Source organism: Sodalinema sp., from assembly GCF_046483825.1.
Lineage (GTDB): Bacteria > Cyanobacteriota > Cyanobacteriia > Cyanobacteriales > Geitlerinemataceae > Sodalinema.
The window spans coordinates 1-16,936 of the sequence record NZ_JAWOCL010000121.1 but is presented as its reverse complement, the minus strand read 5'-3'; the positions used below and the strand labels follow the sequence as shown (position 1 = coordinate 16,936).

Here is a 16,936-nt window from a genome sequence, read left to right as displayed (position 1 = left end):
GCGATTGCTTCAGGGGACACCATCGATGGCGGTTTCTGCGGTCACCTCGACCTCCCCAACCGTAGAAGCGACAACCTGGCGACATCAAGACGATGGAACGGTGGTTTTGTTCTCTCCTCGCCCCGTCAACCCGGTTGATCTAAACTCAACCTGTCCCTAGGTTATTCCTTGGGTTATTCATCATTTTCAGGGTGAGTCAAGACATAATCAAATAACAAAAGATATGGGACAAATAAGAAAGATGTTTATACCAATTTTCACAAGTCGTGCTATCAATGTCTGTAGGGGAACCCACCCCTAACCCCTCCCAGGAGGGGACGGCTGTTCGCCCTCCTCAGTTTTAGATGTATAGCAAGCATTTGAAAAAAAGGTATTAAATAGAGCAAAAAGTCTTTTGTTTATGATTATTTAGAACTAACTTTTAACCCCTCAAAATCCCATGGCCCGTTTAACCGGTTTAAAACTAACTCATTCCTGGTATCGTCGCAGCTTTAGTCTTGTCCTCAGTGTCTGTTTTCTCCTCGGACTGTCCCTTTCCCTCGGTCTCTCTCGGGGAAGCGCGACCCCCGTGACGGCTTCCGTCGAGATCACTCAGAGCGACGTTTATGCCCAAAATGATGCCTATGCCCAAGAACAACAGGGGCGATCGCACCTCAACGCCGGCCATTTCCAGGCCGCCGCCGACCAATTTGCGGCCGCCGCCGCTGGCTTTGGCCGCAGCGGCGATCGCCTCTCCCAAGCCGGTAGCCTCACCTATCAAGCCCTAGCCCTCTACCAACTCGGACAACTCTTACCCGCCCAAAGCACCATCAGCCAAGCCTTCAGCCTTCTCGAAGCCGATGAATCTCCCCATCGCAGCGCCGTAGAAGCCCAGGCCCGCTTAACCCAGGGGCAAATTCAACTGGCCAGCGGTGACGCTCAAAGCGCCCTCGATAGCTGGGAACGGGCGGCTGACCTCTATCAACTCGGGGGCGATCGCCTCGGGGAATTAGGCGCACTCACCAATCAATCCATTGCCCTACAAAGTCTGGGCCTCTACCGCCGCTCCCAACAACAACTCGAACAAATTACCGCCCAACTCGACACCTTAGACCCCTCCCAGACCAGTCCCCAATTACAGGTATCGGCCCTGACCGACTTAGCCATTGCTCAACAAGTGGTGGGCAACGTTCAAGCCTCACAACAACTGTTACGTCAAGCCCTAGAATTAGCCCAATCCGAGACTCTGCCTCAAACCAGTTTAATTCTGCGGGCCTTAGCCAACAGTTATCGGGCCTTAGACAACATCCCGCAAGCCCAAGCTCTCTATCAGCAAGCCGCCAGCGAGGCCAGAACCCCCTTAGACCGCATCACCGCCGAATTGGAACAGGCCAGCCTGTTGCTGCAAACGGGCCAATCTCAACAAGCGACCCAACAACTTCAACAACTTCAACCCCAACTGGCTCAGCTCCCCCCCAGTCGTCGCGGCATTTATGCTCGGGTCAATTTCGTAGAAAACTATGCTCAGCTCGCCCCTCCAGAAGAACGTCGGGCCTTAGCCGACCTGTTGGCCGGGGCCATTGAGCAAGCCCGAGCGTTACAAGATGGACGAGCCGAAGCCTTAGCCGTCGGGCAATTGGCACGAGTCTATGAACAACAGGGACAACGACGCGAGGCCATTACCCTAAGCCAACAGGCCCTCCAAATTGCCGCACCTTTGGGGAATGCCACAGATTTGATGGCCCGTTGGCAGGCCCAATTGGGCCAGTTATATGAACAAGAGGGGGAACGTGACTTAGCGATTACGGCCTACAGCAACGCCGTCACGGCCCTCGATGAACTGGGGCAAGATTTAGTGGCCATTAACCCGGAGGTGCGTCTGTCGTTCCGAGATACTGTTGAACCCGTCTATCGCTCTTTAGTGAGTTTGCTCTTGCAAGATAACCCCAGTCAAGCTCAACTCAGACAAGCCCGAGATACCATTGACGCTCTGCAAGTGGCGGAATTGGAAAACTTTTTCCGCGAAGCCTGTTTAGAGGCGCGTCCGACGCAAATTGAAACCGTCGACCCTCACGCGGCGGCCCTGTATCCGATTATTTTAAGCGATCGCCTAGAGGTGATTGTCGGCATTCCAGGACAACCCCTACGTCACACCAGTACCGCCATCAGTCAGGAGCAGTTTCAACAGACCCTGAGCCGCTTTCGTCAGTCCCTGAGTCTTTCCTTTTCCCGCCGTGAACAACTGCAACTGTATCAACAACTCTATGATTGGCTGATTCGCCCGGTCGAAGCGGACTTACAACAGGCTCAAATCGAGACCCTAGTGTTTGTCCTCGATGGAGAATTGCGTAACCTGCCCATGGCGGTCTTACATGACGGCGATCGCTATCTCATTGAACAATACAGCCTGGCGATCGCCCCCGGACTGCAACTCCTCGAACCCCGTCCCCTCGACAATAGCCGCCTTCAGGCCGTCGTCGGCGGCTTAAGTGAAGCTCGTGACGGATTCGCGGCCCTACCCGGCGTAGAATCAGAAATTCGCCGCATCGGTAGCAGCATTAACACCGACGTGCGTCTCAATAAATCCTTTACCATTGACGCCACACGGGATGCCCTCAGTCGCACCGATAGTCCCGTCTTGCACCTAGCCACTCACGGCCAATTTAGTTCCAACGCCGAAGAGACCTTTATTCTGACCTGGAACGGCTCCCTCAACGTCAACGAATTGGGGCAACTCCTGCAACGACGGGACGAACAGCGATTTGGGGCTTTAGAATTGCTAGTCCTCAGTGCCTGTCAAACCGCCATGGGCGACGATCGCGCCCTCTTAGGACTCGCTGGCCTGGCCGTTCGTAGTGGGGCGCGATCGACCCTAGCCACCCTCTGGGCCGTGCGTGATCAGGCCACCGCCGACCTGATGGCCGAGTTTTACCATCAACTGGCCCAACCCGGTATGAGCAAAGCCAAAGCCCTGCAAGAAGCCCAACTTTCCCTACTACGACAACCCGACTATCAACGCCCCTTTTTCTGGTCAGCTTTTATCTTAGTGGGGAATTGGTTATAGATAATCGATCCATGATAGCCCGGATGGCCCGCGATCGCGCAACTTAGGCAAAATTCATAAAGTCTTTACCAAGACTTTATGGTTTTGGCGTAACTTTACCAAATCGGGCAGCTAGTATGTTAATGAGGAAGAGTACCGACTCAACAAAAATCCCAGGCGAAATCATGAAGTCTATTTCACAATTGTCCCGTTACCTTTTAGCAACCCTATCCCTTAGCAGTGTTCTAGGGATAATCGCCCCATCAGTCCTCGCGGTCACCTTCAGCACTCCTGAGGGCGTTGCGGGGACTCCGAGAACTCAAACCGGCGGTGGAGCCAGCCGTAGCAATGGCCAATGTCTCGTGGGGCAAGAAAACCTAGAGGCGATCCGCCCGATTCTCCCAAACTTTGAACGAGTTTTAACCGTTTCGGGGCGGCCATCTTTCTTCGTTTCTCTTCCTGAAACAACTGCCCAAACCGCCACCTTTAGCCTTCAGGATCGTCGCGGTGAAACCCATTACCGCAGCGAAGTTGACTTACCTGAACAAGGGGGAATCGTCCAAGTTACTCTTCCCGACGAGCATCCTGAACTCGCACTCGGGGAAGATTACTCCTGGTACTTTGAAGTCCATTGCGTTTCAGCCTTTGATCCCAACAATCCCACCATCGAAGGAACCGTCTATCGTTTACCCATCGAAGACGCCCTAGCTGAACAACTCGAAGCCGCTGAAACCGCCGTCGACCTAGCCCAGGTTTATGGAGAATATGGCATTTGGTATGATGCCCTGGCTACCCTGGCCGACGCCCAGCACAGACAACCCGACAACGAGATCATTGCCGAAAACTGGGCCGAACTCTTGACCTCCGTTGGCTTAGAGGATCTCAGCCAACAGTCCTTAAATTTCGAGTAACCCACCGTCATCGTTAAATCCCTCCGGGATTGACAATACCAACTCAAGAGCGCAGGCGATCCCGATATCCCTCGGGAAACCCTGTGTTCTAAACTATTAAGGGGAGGACGAGCATCACGGAAATGTCGAGCTAAACAGAAGGCTTACACAATAATCGTTTATGGGATCTCGATACGCCAAACTGAAGCGACGGCGAGTTCGGGTAAGGCTGTGGCGGTGGCGATTTGTCCTGATGACCCCAGCCCTGGTTGCGGCTATCTTTGTTTTGGGGCAAATCTGGGGTCTGTTTCGCCCCTGGGAATGGACGGTTCGGGATCAACTCTTTCGCTTACGCCCTCCCGAAGCCATCGATTCTCGACTGCTCATTGTTGCCATTGATGAACCCGATATTGTGGCCGTGGGACAATGGCCCATGCCCGATACAGTTTTGGGAGAGCTGTTAGACAAAATCCGCCAAGGAGATCCCGCCGCCATTGGTTTGGATTTATATCGAGATCTCCCGGTTGAACCGGGCCATGAAGAACTCGTCGAGATTTTTCAGACGACACCTAATCTGTTTGGAGTCGAGAAGTTAATTGGACATACCGTGGCCCCCCCGCCCGCGTTGGAGGAACTCGGACAGGTGGGAATCTCCGATCTCTTACCGGATGCTGATGGTAAGATTCGTCGGGCGATTCTCTCGGCAGAAGATTCTCAGGGGGTATCACGGCTCGGATTGGGGATCATGTTGGCCCTGCATTATCTAGAACAAGAAGGAATTTCCCTAGAACCACTTGATCCTGAGCGGATGCACTTGGGCCTGGGCCAAGCTCGTTTTGTGCCGATTACGCCGGAGGTGGGCGATTACTTCTCCGAGGAGATTGGCGGCTATCAAATTCCCCTGAATTACCAAAGTCAGGTCTTTGAAACCGTCACCCTCAAGGATGTGTTGTCGGGAACCGTTGAGCCGGAGCAATTTCGCGATCGCGTCGTCATTATTGGTCCGCTGGCCCCGAGCCTCAACGACTTCTTTTACACCCCCTACAGTAGCAACCTGACCCAAGACCCTCCGCAAATGCCGGGGGCGGTGGTTCATGCCAATATCGTCAGCCAAACCCTATCAGCGGCTCTCGACGGTCGCCCCCTGTTGCGTCTCTGGCATCGCCGGGCCATTTGGCTATGGATTCTACTCTGGTCAGGAGTGGGAGCGGTGATGACCGGGAAACTCTTATTCTGGGCGCGATCGCGGGGCTATAACCTGGGACTCCTGGCCGCCGTCATCACGATCACAACTGGAGTCACAAGCCTGGGTATCATCGTCTATATTAGCTTTCTCCAAGGCTGGCTCACCCCCCTAGTTCTCCCCAGTTTAGCTCTGTCCACCACCTCCATTGTCATCGTCAACAGCCATCATCTCTCAGAATTGCGCCGGGCCAACCGCAAACTCAAACAGTCTTCGGTTCGCTTAGCTCATCGCGTCGAAGAGCGAACCGCTGAACTGCGTCAGGCCCTGACAGCCGCCGAGGCGGCGACGGTGGCCAAAAGTGAGTTTCTGGCTAATATGAGCCATGAGATTCGCACCCCCATGAATGGAGTCATTGGGATGACGGATTTGCTCCTGGTGAGCCAACTGACTCCAGAACAGCGGGATTTCTTGCAAACCATCCGCAGCAGTGGCGAAAGTCTCCTGGCCATCGTCAACGATATCCTAGACTTCTCGAAACTCGAAGCCGGGCGCATGGAACTCGAATCCATCCCCTTTAATCTCAAAGCCTGTATGACCGATGTGACACGCTTACTCTACGCCAAAGCCGAGAGTAAGGGACTCGACCTGCGGGTCATCCTCGATGAGGATATTTCCGCCTGTATGCAGGGTGATCCAACCCGGTTACGACAGATTTTTATCAATTTGGCGGGTAATGCCATCAAGTTTACGGCTCAGGGGTCGATTACCTTGCGAGCCAGCCGCTGCGATCGCCATGACCCTCAAGGGGCCTCAGACTCACTCCTCATCCGCTTTAGCGTTAAAGATACCGGCATCGGCATCGCCCCAGAACATCAACATAAGCTCTTTCAATCGTTCTCTCAGGTGGATGCCTCCACCACCCGCCAATATGGTGGCACAGGCTTAGGATTGGCGATTTGTAAACAATTAACCCAGTTGATGGGGGGCGAGATTGGCGTGGAGAGTCAATGGGGCCAGGGGTCAACCTTTTGGTTTACCGCCCGTATGAAGCCAGTCACCACTGGAGTCTGCGAGACCCTTCGCCCAGAACCACAATCCCCTGACCTGATCACTGTGGCCGCGAATACTGTGGCCGGGAAGACTGTGGCAGCGAATGGCGACCCCCAGCAGCGCCCGGTTAAAATTTTGGTGGTTGAAGATACCCCCGTCAATCAAAAGGTGGTTCGCAATCAACTAAAACTCATCGGCTATCTCGATGTTGTCTGTGCCGATAATGGACAAATTGCTCTCGATCGCCTAGCGCAAGAATCCTTTAACATCATTTTGATGGATTGTCAAATGCCAGTCCTCGATGGCTATGAAACCAGCCGTCGTATTCGCCAGCAGTATGGCGATCGCCTACCAATTATTGCCATGACCGCCCATGCGTTAGACGGAGAACGAGACAAATGTCTAGCGGCGGGAATGGACGACTACATCACCAAACCCGTGAAACGAGAACGGTTAGCTGAGCGTTTAGAGTTTTGGCTCGATCAGTCCTTACCCACTCCCAACGGTCCGGCGGACACCTCCTCGACACCGCCACCCCAAGAGCGGGCCACCTCTCAAGACCCCTCTCAAGACCCCTCTCAAGACCCAGCGGCTGTGGCCTTAATTGACGCGGAACACCTCGCAAGCATCACCGGCGGCGATCTCGAGTTTCAACAAGAATTGCTCGAAATCTTCTCAGATGACGCGATCCAATCGATAGACGCGATCAAAATTGCCTTAGAGCAACAGGATTGGCAGGGATTATATCAACTCGCCCATAAACTCAAAGGGGCCAGCAGTAGTGCGGCCATTTTGCGTATTCCGGATTTAGCCCGCCAACTCGAATCTCAGGCGCAAGCCTATCACGAGGAGGGGTTACCGAATCATGGAGGGCGCCATGGCGCAGCCCCGGTGACTCAAGCGAAAGCCGATTTACATCAACTGCATGAGATTGTCGAGACTCTTGAGTCGACGCTGATCCAACTGCGGTTTAAAGTAGAACGAGGTCACTTCTAGATCCCTGGTTGAACGTTTCGACAATGCCCCTATTTTCTGACTCGCCATGTCCCCGATTGACGGCTCCCCTGTCGGGAGTGGCTTGGGTTCTCCCAGCTTTGGCGAGTTTAAGCCTCACCGCCCCAGCTCAAGCCGATGCGTCATTGCATCTGTCCTATCCGCCGGATAACCACGAAACCGTTGCCGATCGCATCTTCATTATCGGCACCGCCGACCCCAACCAGAGGGTGTTGATCAATGGTAATGCCATTAACCGCTCCCCCGCTGGACATTTTGCCCCCAGCGTTCCCTTAGAAATGGGGGAAAATGTCATCGAGGTGCAAGCCGGCGATCGCCGGGTACAGCGTCGCATTATCCGCCTCTCAGCGGCGCCTGATTTCCCCGACGATGGCTTTGGCTTCGCCCGAGGGTCCCTAGAACCAGCCGTTGATATCACCCGAGCGGTGGGAGAATGGGTCTGTTTCCAGGCCTTAGCCCCTGGGGCCGATTTCAACGCCGCTGTCACCCTTGGCGGCCGTCAGATTCCCCTTCTTCCTGAAACCCATGGCAGCGAGTTACCGGGCAACGCGGCGGTTCTGACGGGGCAAAATCAGCCTCAAACCGCTACGGCAACTCGTTACCAAGGTTGTCATCGTTTTGAGGCAACCGGCCGCCTAGGACAGCCTGTTTTTGAACTGCGGCGGGGCGATCGCCGTATCCGAGAAACCGCCGCCGGAACCGTCGAGATTACCGCCCCGAGCCTGAGTCCTCTCCCCGTCGCGCGTGTGATTAGCCCAGAAGCCGTCTCCCGCACGGGGCCAGGAACTCAATACTCTCGTCTAACCCCCATCCCCCAAGGTGTTGAAGCCAGCATCACCGGGGCGGAAGGGGACTGGTTACGGCTCGATTATGGGGTCTGGGTCCATCGAGATGAAGTGGAGCGTTATGACGCGGGGGCGCCGCCACAAGCGGTGATTCGCAGTATTAGTAGCCGTCAACGGGGCGATCGCACGGAGATTTATTTTCCCCTCAGTTCTCGGGTTCCCCCCCAGGTGCAGCAAGATGGCCGCCAGTTCCGACTCACGCTGCACAACACCACCGCCCAAACGGATTTAATTGCCTTTAACGCCAATCCGGCGATTCAGGGCATGACCTGGCAAGCCTTAGACGGCGATCGGGTTCAATATACCTTTGAGATGAACTCAGCCCAGCAATGGGGCTATGACCTACGCTACGACAACACCACCCTCGTTCTCAGTCTCCGACATCCGCCTCAACTCAACCGCAATCAACCCCTAGCCGGAACCCGCATTTTCATCGATCCCGGTCATGGTGGCCCCGAAGACTTCGGCGCCTCTAGCCCCACCCCAGTTCGGGAAAAGGAACCCGCCCTGACGGTCAGTTTACGGCTGCGCGATGAGCTAGAACGTCGCGGGGCCACGGTGATTCTCTCCCGAGAGACGGATGTGGATCTCGGCCTGCGCGAGCGCATGGACATGATTCAGAAGGCTGAACCCACCCTGGCGTTGAGTATCCATTACAACGCCCTCCCCGACAGTGGCGATGCTGAGAATACCGCCGGTATCGGCACGTTTTGGTATCACCCCCAGGCTCAGGATTTAGCGGTATTTCTCTACCGTCATCTCGTCGAGGATCTCAACCGCCCCGAATATGGGGTATTTTGGGCAAATTTTGCCCTGACTCGTCCTCAGATTGCGCCAGCGGTATTATTGGAGTTAGGGTTCCTGATTAATCCCAATGAGTATGAGTGGATTATGGACGAGCAACAACAGCAACGTTTGGCGGTGTCCCTCGCGGACGGGATTGAGGCCTGGCTCGCCCAACAACCCTAAAGTTTTTTTACCGCTACGGCAGCACCACGGCGATCGCGTGTTAACGTCTTGACAGTTCCCTATTCCCTATTCCCTGTTCCCTATTCCCTATTCCCTTCTTCATAATGCCCATTCAACCCCCTGCTCCCCCACCGATTTCTCCCCGTCAAATGAACTTGCTGCGGATTGTTGCCGCCATGGCCTGGGCTGATGGAGAATTAGCCCAGACCGAAGTTGAGGTCATGCTCACACGCTTCAGCGAGCTATTTGCCAAAAGCCCGGAAGACCGGGAGAAGTTACGGCAAGATTTGCAAGCCTATTGTATTCAAAACATCCCCCTCGAAGATTTGGTTCCTAAGTTGCACAGTGATGAGGAACGAGAATTGGTCTTGCGATTAGGCTATGAGGTTATTGCCTCGAGTTCCCGGACGCCTGATGAGCCGAAAATCAATGAGGAGGAGGCAAGTGCTTATCAGAAACTTCGTGATATGCTGGGCTTACCCGAGGCTAAAGTGAAAGAGATTGAGGCTCAAGAATTTTCAGATTCACCTGAAGATTCATCCCTGGTTGAAAGTTTAGGAGAATCTCTCCAGGACTTCTTTAAGAAATAGGTCTAAATACGTTGTCCAACTCCTTAAATGAGTTAAATTAAAGAATGGTTGAGTCGATGGAATCAATTATGGAATCAATTGATGTAAATGACCTAGCGCAACGATTGGCGTCGGAGACAAAACCCATCCAGTTGATTGATGTTCGGGAACCGGAAGAGGTTGCGATCGCCGCGATTGAAGGCTTCGAGAACCTACCCCTAAGTCAATCTCAGGAGTGGATTCCTAAACTCTTAGACATTCTCGATCCTGATGTGGAAACCCTCGTTTTGTGTCACCACGGGATTCGCTCGGCGTACACCTGTCAATGGTTACAAGCTCAGGGGTTTAAAAATGTCTTAAATATCGAGGGTGGAATTGATGCCTATTCTCTTTGCGTTGATCGCTCGGTTCGCCGCTATTAAATTCGTCGCTATTAAAATGGTCTGAACTGGTAAATTAAAACCCATAATTTACCAGCCATTTTGCTAAGTATTAATTCTCTGTTCTGTCTGGTTCTTGAAGGCGAGCCAACTGTTCCATGACTTGATTGTTTAGGATCGGATCTTCGTCGAGGCGATCGCGAATCTGATTAAACTCCTCAACCGTTAAGTTCTCAGCTTGAATCATCTCAGCAACGCGATCGCAGTAGTTGACAATTTCTTGCCGCAGGGTTCGTGAAAAGCCACGAATTGTATCCGGTTGATTGCAACGAACCTCAGCTAAGGCAGCCTGTTCAGTATCCGGGACATTTTCGGCGAGAACCCGGTAGGTGGCTTGTCGTTGTCGTTCAATCTCCCAAACCGCTGCGGTATAGTTGTTAAGCCATGTTTCGCGGCTGTTATCCCCGTCGGCGACGGGAGTGTTTTCGTTCGAGGCATTTCCGCCACAGCCACTGAGTAAGAGAAGGGATAGGGTTGCAGCCGCAGCCAGTCGTTTAGACAAAAATCGCAGGGGTAACATCAATCTCAGCATTCTCATTGCGGCATGGGTTAAAACCGTCAAGTTCTCTTAGACGTGCAAGCTAGTATAGCGCCGAATGGATGACTCGCAAAGGTTCACGTATTCCGTCACGGAGGGAATTAAAACCCTAGGGCAATATGAGACCAATTCGGTATACTGTGAGTAACTAACATTAATCCCAATCTAGCCATGTCCAGTCTGTTGGCACAAGCTCAAGCGGGGGATGAACAGGCGATCGCAGCAATCCTTAATTCTGTCTTCAAAAAAGACGTAATTAAGACAGATGTCTCGAAATCGGGAACCTGTCTGCGAGTTGTTATTTTAATCGATGAATCTGGCGATCGCCGCTGGATTTTGCCCCGTCTGCACAAAATTCTCCGCAAACTTAACCTGAAGTCCCTTGAGGTTGTTCGCATCATCGCCATCCATCCCGGAGCCTCAGATCCCCTCTGGAAACACCAGTTATTCTTAACGCCGTCTAACCGGGGTAACGCCACATCCAAAACTCCCCGCCGCACTAAGACGACCCTCAAACGCAACCCACCAGCACTCCCGTCAACGGTGGCTGTTTCTGAGACGGTTTCTGAGACGGTTTCTGAGACGGTTTCTAAGCCTGTTTCTGAGACGGTTTCTGAGACGAAAGCTAACTCAGCTAACTCAGATCCAGATCAACCAGTTCCCAAACTCTTTAAACCTCGCTACACCTCGTTTTTTAGAGCCTTATTCCTCACCCTAATCGGCTTTCCCCTCACCTTCGTTAGCGTCATCGGTGTCGGCTCTTTAGTGATTGCTTATCTTCTGACCTGGCTTGAGGGTGGGTTGGCGATCGCCATTGTTTTCGTCTTGGTGGGAATCTTTTTGATTAGCTTCTGTAGTCTATTTTTATCCTTATTTTACCAGGCATTTTGGTTTTATTGGCGTCAACCGAAACCTAGAACTCACAGGCTATTACAGCCTAATCGGTTCAGCGTGGCGGAAGGATATAAGGGCACTCTTATCATGGGGATGACGACCTTGATTTTGTTATCGGTAATCCCCCTAATTAGCTTTGCAGTTTGTTCGGATGCCACTAATATAAATACCGATATTTACTCCTGTGCTGGAGAATTGTCAGGACGAATTCTAGCTGTCAAAATGGTCAGTTTTTACAAACTTTTTGAGGGTCCACAGACAGCAAACTATTTTTCAAGGGGCTATCCAAATAGAGACTACGAAGCTATCATTCATTATTGGATTTTCTGGGGTTTAATTGCTTTACTTATTACCACTTACATCTACCATATCCAAGACCTCTGGTCAAATCGATTCAAGCCGCAACTCAAACGTTTAGTTGAACGTCAAAAAAGGGCTAAACTGGCAACTTCGATCGCCGCCTCGACCTCCAAAGCATTTTCAGCAATGGTTATCGTATTAAGCTGCGGTGTTTTGGGAGTGTCAGGTAGCCTATTGTTTGCCCATCAAGATACCTTACAAGCCCTATTCTTCCCCTCAGAGTCGAGTCCCCATCCTGAGGTTAACGTTACATCGACTACACCCAGTTATCCCTTCCGCGATGCCGTTAACCAAGCGATTAAAGCCTCAGATCTAACCCAAACAGCACAAACGGCTGAAGAGTGGCAAGAGGTGGTTGATGCTTGGAACGCGGCTATAACTGGAATGGAGGATGTTCCGGAGAGTCATGAACAGAGTAATTTAGCCCGTCAGAAGGCGTTGGAATATCGTCAAAATCTTAACTATGCCCAGGAACAGTTGGGAACGCAATAATATAGGGTGGGCTAATGTAGTGTAGGCAAAAGTTTATCTCCGACAAACACTGCACAATTCGATAACTTTCATTTGCAGGGTGGCGATCGCATCTCCCCCACTTTTCAATTGCGTCTCTAATTGCAAGAGAATCGGCAATGTTTGTTGTAATTGTCTCAGAGAAATGCGACTCACCTCTTGACGCAGAAAGTAAATGCGTTTGGGGTTTCCCACCTCCGCCGCTTGGGCGATCGCCTTTTCATCCCGTTCCCGCGAGTCTATCATCAATTTCACCCAAAGCCAGGTGCGAAATTGCCCGATTAACGTTGCCGAAATCACGATAGGAACATCATTGCGGGCAATTAAATCCGCCACCAACCCCAACGCCGCCGCCGTATCCCCCCGAAGAATCGTTTTCGCCAATTGCAAGCTATTTTGAGTTGTTGTTGTCACCAGTTCATCGACGGCTTCAACATCAACTCGACTCGACTCGGAATTTGAACTTCCAAACAGTTTCAGCTTTTCGAGTTCAGTAAACAACTGACGAGTATTGTTCCCCACCGCCTCCGCCAACCGTTCCGCTGCTGCTGGTGAAACCGAAACATCGAGGCTACTGGCGACTTGCTGAACCCGGCGAATCAGCAGTTCAGTTTTCCAGGGAGGAATTGGTGAAAATTCTTGAAACTCTGCCAGCTTTTTTAGAAGTTTTGTTGACTTAAGTCGCTGATCAGGTTTTTTGCGACTTGTCAACAGCAACACCGAACTCTCAGGAAGTTGCGGTAAGGTGCGTTCTAAGTTTTTCTGAATCTCTTGGGGACACTGTTGTAAAATTGGACTGTTGACCAACCAAACTAAGCGTTGACCACCACCAAACGGGGGAGTCATGGCCTGGTTTAAGCCTTGAATCGTCGCGTCGGGGGTATCAGCGGGGATTTTGTCGAAGTTGAACGATCCCCAAGCCGGATCGAGGCTGCGATCGCGTAACCGTTGTACCGCGCGATCGCAGGCAAAATCATCCTCTCCCCAATAGACATAAATGGGCATAACTCAGCAATTGGGTTCAGTACTTGGGTTGAGTACTTGGGTTGACTACTTGGGCAACGAACGAGCGTCGTCTATCCCATACTCTCCCAGAATCGATACAATAGACCCTGCACAAGATACATCACAACCCGCTCACACCCCCATCACCGCGACCACTAAATCTCCAAGATTGAACATCAACAGGGTCAATATGCTCGATTTTACCCATATCCTTAGCCATCTCGCCGAACTCTCCCGCATCCATTGTTTAGGCATCTGCGCCTTCCTGGTTCCTAGTAACCTCCTGGCCACCCTAACCACGTTGGCTCTCGTTGCCACCCGTAAACCCCGGCAAATGAGGCTGTTATCCGCCGCTATGGCGACGATTTTTGCCGTAACGATGATTCTCCATGTTTGGACGTGGTTTGCCGTCGGTGTCGTCCAGGCCCCCACCTTCATTCTGCTGAGTCTCGCCAGTCTCTGTCTGGGGCTGAATCTGCTGGCCCTAGCATTTCCTCACAATGTTGTCCTGGCCTATCGCTGGGGGCGACGGATTTGGAGTCGTCATTCGGCCATCTCTGCCTTAAAATCCGGCGGATATTGAGAGTCATAGGTGGTTTCTCGCCGGCCAAACCAATCGTAGCGATTATCCCGGACTTGATCATAGAGTCCATCGCCTAGGTTTTTCAGGCCGGGTAAGTTGCGATAAGCCCAGAGGAACGGATCGCCCGCCGGGAGTCGCCGCGCAATTTCTTCAGCCGCCTCACTCCCCTGCCAACGTTCCTGGGGATTGTCGGGATTCAACAAAATCATGCCCAATTCGCAACCCTGAGGGGTAATCTCGAATTGAGACAGTACGGTTTCATCTTGCATCGGCACATAGCGAAAGCGATCGCCGCGATCCAAGGTTTCCAAGAGTTGAACCAACGTCACACAAAGGTTACAATTGCCGTCAAAAATAATCAACATCATGTTAGTAAATTCTAAATAGCATCTTGCCGTAAGAAGGCGCCCCTCTTGCCTCTTGCCTCTTGCCTCTTGCCTCTTGCCTCTTGCCTCTTGCCTCTTGCCTCTTGCCTCTTGCCCTATGCCTCCCACCGTTCTTTGTCTCGGAGAAATCCTCTTTGACTGTTTAGCCGATCAACTCGGGAAACCCTATGAGGCGGTTGAGTCTTGGACGCCCTACCCCGGTGGCGCGCCGGCGAACGTGGCCTGTGGGTTGGTGAAGTTGGGAACCTCGGCGGGGTTGATTGGCTGTGTCGGTGACGATGAACCGGGACATCAGCTAATGAACCTGTTACAAGAGGTTGGGGTTGAGATCTCGGGGATGCAGCGACATCCTCAAGCCCCGACACGACAAGTATACGTTGTGCGAACCGACGAGGGCGATCGCCAATTTGCGGGGTTTGGCGATGTCGCCAGTGATGAGTTTGCCGATACCCGCCTCGATGGGGCGCAAATCCCTGAGTCGTTGTTTGAGTCAGCCGAGTTCCTGGTGATGGGAACCTTGGCCATGGCCTATCCTGAGTCTAATCAGGCGATCGCCCGTTGTCGAGAGTTAGCCCGTCAACATGGGGTTCAGGTCTTAATTGATGTGAACTGGCGGCCGGTGTTTTGGCCCGATGTGGAGTCAGCCAAAGCAACAATCCGCAAGGCCATCGCCGATGCGGATATCCTCAAATTGTCCGATGAGGAAGCGGAATTTCTCTTTAATACCCAGGTGGTGACAGAGGTGGCCACGCAACTGCCAGGCGTTTCCCGGCTGATCATCACGCGGGGCGATCGCGGCTGTAGTTATTGTTTCGGTGATGTCGTTGGAGACATCGAGGCCTTTTCCGTCCCTGTTCAAGACACAACCGGGGCAGGAGACGGCTTTATCGCCGGTTTCCTTCACCAACTTCAAAATCAGGGACTGGATGCCCTTGATGAGCCAGCCAGCGCCCGCAACGTCATGAAATATGCTAGTGCTGTGGGGGCATTAACGGCCATGAAACCAGGGGCGATCGCCGCCCAACCCACCGCCGAGGAGGTTCAGCAGTTCCTGCAAGGGCGGCCCTAGCCTGTCTGTTGGGTTCATCTCTGGCCAGGGCCGCCGAGGTCTAACAACGTTACTCGTGAGAATCGGGGTCATCATCAGTGTGAACCGCTTGCAGCGAGCGATCAAAGGCCATCCGCTGATGGGCACTGTTGAGGAAATAGCCATTCATCATGGCTGAGACGAGGAGTTTGCTGAGGTTCTCCCGCGAGGTGGTGACGGCCACATCGAAGCCTTCGGGGGGCAAGGTTCCTAACATTCCGGCGATCGAACGTTCCATCACCTGGGCTACTTCTGGGTTCGGCTGGGAGAGTTTGGCGATCGCCTCGGGGGAAAGAGATTGCACATAATCCCAGAGGGGGTTATCCGTTTTTTCGCGTCCAGTGTGAGGTAAAGAGTTCATAATTGTTTTATTGTCGCTCCGGCTATCTATTACTAAGATAGGGAATCTTCGCGGACTTGCCCAGTGAGTGCAACCGAAATCGGGGGGAGGGTTTCTTCGACCCTTTTCTGGCAAAATTGCCCAGTTTGGCGGGAACTTTGGGCTACACTGTCCTAATACCGCAACAGTTTAGGGAATGTCATGGCCCGTAAACGTTTAATTATCGAAATGGGAATGGGGATCGATCAACATGGACAAGATCCCACCGTCGCCGCGACCCGGGCCGTCCGCAATGCGATCGCCCACAATGCCTTACCGGGAGTGTGGGAAGTGGCGGGATTAGGGCATCCGAATGAGATGTATGTGGATGTTCAAATCGCCGTTCCCTATCCTGAACAAGTCCGAGAGGCGGAAGTGTTAGCCGTTCTCCCCTTTGGCAAAAAGACCCTACATCTCGAAGCTGGGGGAATGGTGACGGTGGGGCGAGCGATTCGGGAGTTGGAAGACAAAAACGATGATATGCTCATCGCTGTCGCGGCTGTGACGGTATCAGTCGATTGATCTCGCAATTGGATCAACAGGGGGCATAGTGACGAATTTCGAGATCAATCCCCTTGGCGATCGCCTCTTCTGCGTTTTCGAGGATCACCCGAGTTGTCTCATCGCTAAGATAAGACTCGCCACAGTTATCACAAATTTCGGCGGGAACGTTTTTAAGGATGACCATAACTCCATCCCGTTCCAGAGTTACAGTCGTTTGTCCTGGAACGGTTTGTCCGTGTTTGCACATAACGCAATTCATGGCTGGGGTCTCCGTTGCGTGAAATCTGCTTGCCAGATGTCGGGATCCCGAGGGAATCTTAACGGGCGTACTTCCAGGCTTTCCAAGCCGTGTAACCCAATAACGAGGTGGCCGCTAACGCATAGGCTTGGCCGCTGGGAAGTCCGGCAAAAGCTAGGGCTAAGCCGCCCACCCAAAGGGTGAGGGCATAGATAAACAGAACCGTGAAGCGATGAGACAATCCAGCATTCAGCAATCGATGGTGTAAATGTCGCTTATCAGCCGCAAAGGGAGAAATTCCATTGCGGAGGCGATCGAGGATCACCGCTGACATATCAAAAATGGGAACCGCCAGAATAATATACGGTAGTAAAACAGCAGTCAGGGCCGTACTTTTAACCAAACCGATCGCCCCAACCCCGGCTAAGGTAAATCCAAGATAATAAGACCCACCATCCCCCATAAAA

General features: G+C 52.6%; 15 protein-coding genes and 1 pseudogene. 10 read left to right on the top strand and 6 right to left on the bottom strand.

From position 1 onward, the window contains the following. The first annotated feature begins 439 nt into the window (after window positions 1–439). The 6 genes from R6U67_RS07785 to R6U67_RS07760 all read left to right on the top strand — a co-directional run bounded on the left by R6U67_RS07785 (window position 440) and on the right by R6U67_RS07760 (window position 9,967). Window positions 440–3,043, top strand: coding sequence for a CHAT domain-containing protein (locus R6U67_RS07785; RefSeq protein ID WP_410252018.1), 2,604 nt, complete (start codon window positions 440–442; stop codon window positions 3,041–3,043). Window positions 3,044–3,207: 164 nt separating this feature from the next. Next, complete coding sequence (locus R6U67_RS07780) at window positions 3,208–3,933, top strand: DUF928 domain-containing protein (RefSeq protein ID WP_410252017.1); 726 nt, start codon at window positions 3,208–3,210, stop codon at window positions 3,931–3,933. Between the two features lie 160 nt (window positions 3,934–4,093). Beyond that, the gene (locus R6U67_RS07775) at window positions 4,094–7,144 is read left to right on the top strand and encodes a CHASE2 domain-containing protein (protein WP_410252016.1); all 3,051 of its coding nucleotides are present in this window, start codon (window positions 4,094–4,096) and stop codon (window positions 7,142–7,144) included. A 23-nt stretch (window positions 7,145–7,167) separates the two neighbouring features. Next, window positions 7,168–8,976 carry an N-acetylmuramoyl-L-alanine amidase gene (locus R6U67_RS07770; protein WP_410252015.1) on the top strand — a complete coding sequence of 603 codons (1,809 nt, stop codon included), beginning with the start codon at window positions 7,168–7,170 and terminating at the stop codon, window positions 8,974–8,976. A gap of 104 nt (window positions 8,977–9,080) precedes the next feature. Beyond that, complete coding sequence (locus R6U67_RS07765) at window positions 9,081–9,566, top strand: TerB family tellurite resistance protein (RefSeq protein ID WP_410252014.1); 486 nt, start codon at window positions 9,081–9,083, stop codon at window positions 9,564–9,566. A 68-nt stretch (window positions 9,567–9,634) separates the two neighbouring features. Further along, the gene (locus R6U67_RS07760; protein ID WP_410252013.1) at window positions 9,635–9,967 is read left to right on the top strand and encodes a rhodanese-like domain-containing protein; all 333 of its coding nucleotides are present in this window, start codon (window positions 9,635–9,637) and stop codon (window positions 9,965–9,967) included. A gap of 70 nt (window positions 9,968–10,037) precedes the next feature. Here R6U67_RS07760 and R6U67_RS07755 read toward each other — a convergent pair whose 3' ends face one another. Then, complete coding sequence (locus R6U67_RS07755; protein WP_410252012.1) at window positions 10,038–10,487, bottom strand: DUF4168 domain-containing protein; 450 nt, start codon at window positions 10,485–10,487, stop codon at window positions 10,038–10,040. 207 nt (window positions 10,488–10,694) lie between these two features. Here R6U67_RS07755 and R6U67_RS07750 point away from each other — a divergent pair, with 207 nt between their 5' ends. After that, the gene (locus R6U67_RS07750; protein ID WP_410252011.1) at window positions 10,695–12,269 is read left to right on the top strand and encodes a hypothetical protein; all 1,575 of its coding nucleotides are present in this window, start codon (window positions 10,695–10,697) and stop codon (window positions 12,267–12,269) included. Between the two features lie 33 nt (window positions 12,270–12,302). On the opposite strand, the gene holA is transcribed toward R6U67_RS07750, so the two are convergent. Beyond that, entirely contained in the window at window positions 12,303–13,292 is a 990-nt protein-coding gene (gene holA / locus R6U67_RS07745) for a DNA polymerase III subunit delta (protein WP_410252010.1), read from the bottom strand. 190 nt (window positions 13,293–13,482) lie between these two features. On the opposite strand from holA, the gene R6U67_RS07740 reads away from it, so the two are divergent. Further along, on the top strand, window positions 13,483–13,875 hold the full coding sequence (locus R6U67_RS07740) for a hypothetical protein (RefSeq protein ID WP_410252009.1): 393 nt from the start codon (window positions 13,483–13,485) through the stop codon (window positions 13,873–13,875). On the opposite strand, the gene R6U67_RS07735 is transcribed toward R6U67_RS07740, so the two are convergent. Continuing rightward, entirely contained in the window at window positions 13,836–14,243 is a 408-nt protein-coding gene (locus R6U67_RS07735) for a thiol-disulfide oxidoreductase DCC family protein (RefSeq protein WP_410252008.1), read from the bottom strand. The genes R6U67_RS07740 and R6U67_RS07735 overlap by 40 nt on opposite strands. Before the next feature lie 115 nt (window positions 14,244–14,358). Here R6U67_RS07735 and R6U67_RS07730 point away from each other — a divergent pair, with 115 nt between their 5' ends. After that, entirely contained in the window at window positions 14,359–15,330 is a 972-nt protein-coding gene (locus R6U67_RS07730; protein WP_410252007.1) for a carbohydrate kinase family protein, read from the top strand. Between the two features lie 49 nt (window positions 15,331–15,379). On the opposite strand, the gene R6U67_RS07725 is transcribed toward R6U67_RS07730, so the two are convergent. Beyond that, complete coding sequence (locus tag R6U67_RS07725) at window positions 15,380–15,709, bottom strand: DUF760 domain-containing protein (protein WP_410252006.1); 330 nt, start codon at window positions 15,707–15,709, stop codon at window positions 15,380–15,382. A gap of 180 nt (window positions 15,710–15,889) precedes the next feature. On the opposite strand from R6U67_RS07725, the gene R6U67_RS07720 reads away from it, so the two are divergent. Beyond that, window positions 15,890–16,249, top strand: a complete 360-nt coding sequence (locus tag R6U67_RS07720; RefSeq protein ID WP_410252005.1) for a Lin0512 family protein — start codon at window positions 15,890–15,892, stop codon at window positions 16,247–16,249. Between the two features lie 13 nt (window positions 16,250–16,262). Here the strand turns inward: R6U67_RS07720 and R6U67_RS07715 are convergent, their stop codons facing one another. Together R6U67_RS07715 and R6U67_RS07710 are read right to left on the bottom strand one after the other, a co-directional pair. Next, on the bottom strand, window positions 16,263–16,478 hold the full coding sequence (locus R6U67_RS07715; RefSeq protein WP_410252004.1) for a type II toxin-antitoxin system MqsA family antitoxin: 216 nt from the start codon (window positions 16,476–16,478) through the stop codon (window positions 16,263–16,265). Between the two features lie 70 nt (window positions 16,479–16,548). Next, window positions 16,549–16,936, bottom strand: a pseudogene (locus R6U67_RS07710) (undecaprenyl/decaprenyl-phosphate alpha-N-acetylglucosaminyl 1-phosphate transferase); the annotation flags it as partial.

Excerpts from the sequence above, each read along its gene's own strand:
- R6U67_RS07740 (WP_410252009.1), top strand. The coding sequence starts at position 13,483 with ATGCTCGATTTTACCCATATCCTTAGCCATCTCGCCGAACTCTCCCGC.
- R6U67_RS07780 (WP_410252017.1), top strand. The coding sequence starts at position 3,208 with ATGAAGTCTATTTCACAATTGTCCCGTTACCTTTTAGCAACCCTATCC.
- R6U67_RS07770 (WP_410252015.1), top strand. The coding sequence starts at position 7,168 with ATGCCCCTATTTTCTGACTCGCCATGTCCCCGATTGACGGCTCCCCTG.
- R6U67_RS07735 (WP_410252008.1), bottom strand. The coding sequence starts at position 14,243 with ATGATGTTGATTATTTTTGACGGCAATTGTAACCTTTGTGTGACGTTG.
- holA (WP_410252010.1), bottom strand. The coding sequence starts at position 13,292 with ATGCCCATTTATGTCTATTGGGGAGAGGATGATTTTGCCTGCGATCGC.
- R6U67_RS07765 (WP_410252014.1), top strand. The coding sequence starts at position 9,081 with ATGCCCATTCAACCCCCTGCTCCCCCACCGATTTCTCCCCGTCAAATG.
- R6U67_RS07730 (WP_410252007.1), top strand. The coding sequence starts at position 14,359 with ATGCCTCCCACCGTTCTTTGTCTCGGAGAAATCCTCTTTGACTGTTTA.
- R6U67_RS07760 (WP_410252013.1), top strand. The coding sequence starts at position 9,635 with ATGGAATCAATTGATGTAAATGACCTAGCGCAACGATTGGCGTCGGAG.
- R6U67_RS07750 (WP_410252011.1), top strand. The coding sequence starts at position 10,695 with ATGTCCAGTCTGTTGGCACAAGCTCAAGCGGGGGATGAACAGGCGATC.
- R6U67_RS07720 (WP_410252005.1), top strand. The coding sequence starts at position 15,890 with ATGGCCCGTAAACGTTTAATTATCGAAATGGGAATGGGGATCGATCAA.
- R6U67_RS07785 (WP_410252018.1), top strand. The coding sequence starts at position 440 with ATGGCCCGTTTAACCGGTTTAAAACTAACTCATTCCTGGTATCGTCGC.
- R6U67_RS07775 (WP_410252016.1), top strand. The coding sequence starts at position 4,094 with ATGGGATCTCGATACGCCAAACTGAAGCGACGGCGAGTTCGGGTAAGG.
- R6U67_RS07715 (WP_410252004.1), bottom strand. The coding sequence starts at position 16,478 with ATGTGCAAACACGGACAAACCGTTCCAGGACAAACGACTGTAACTCTG.
- R6U67_RS07725 (WP_410252006.1), bottom strand. The coding sequence starts at position 15,709 with ATGAACTCTTTACCTCACACTGGACGCGAAAAAACGGATAACCCCCTC.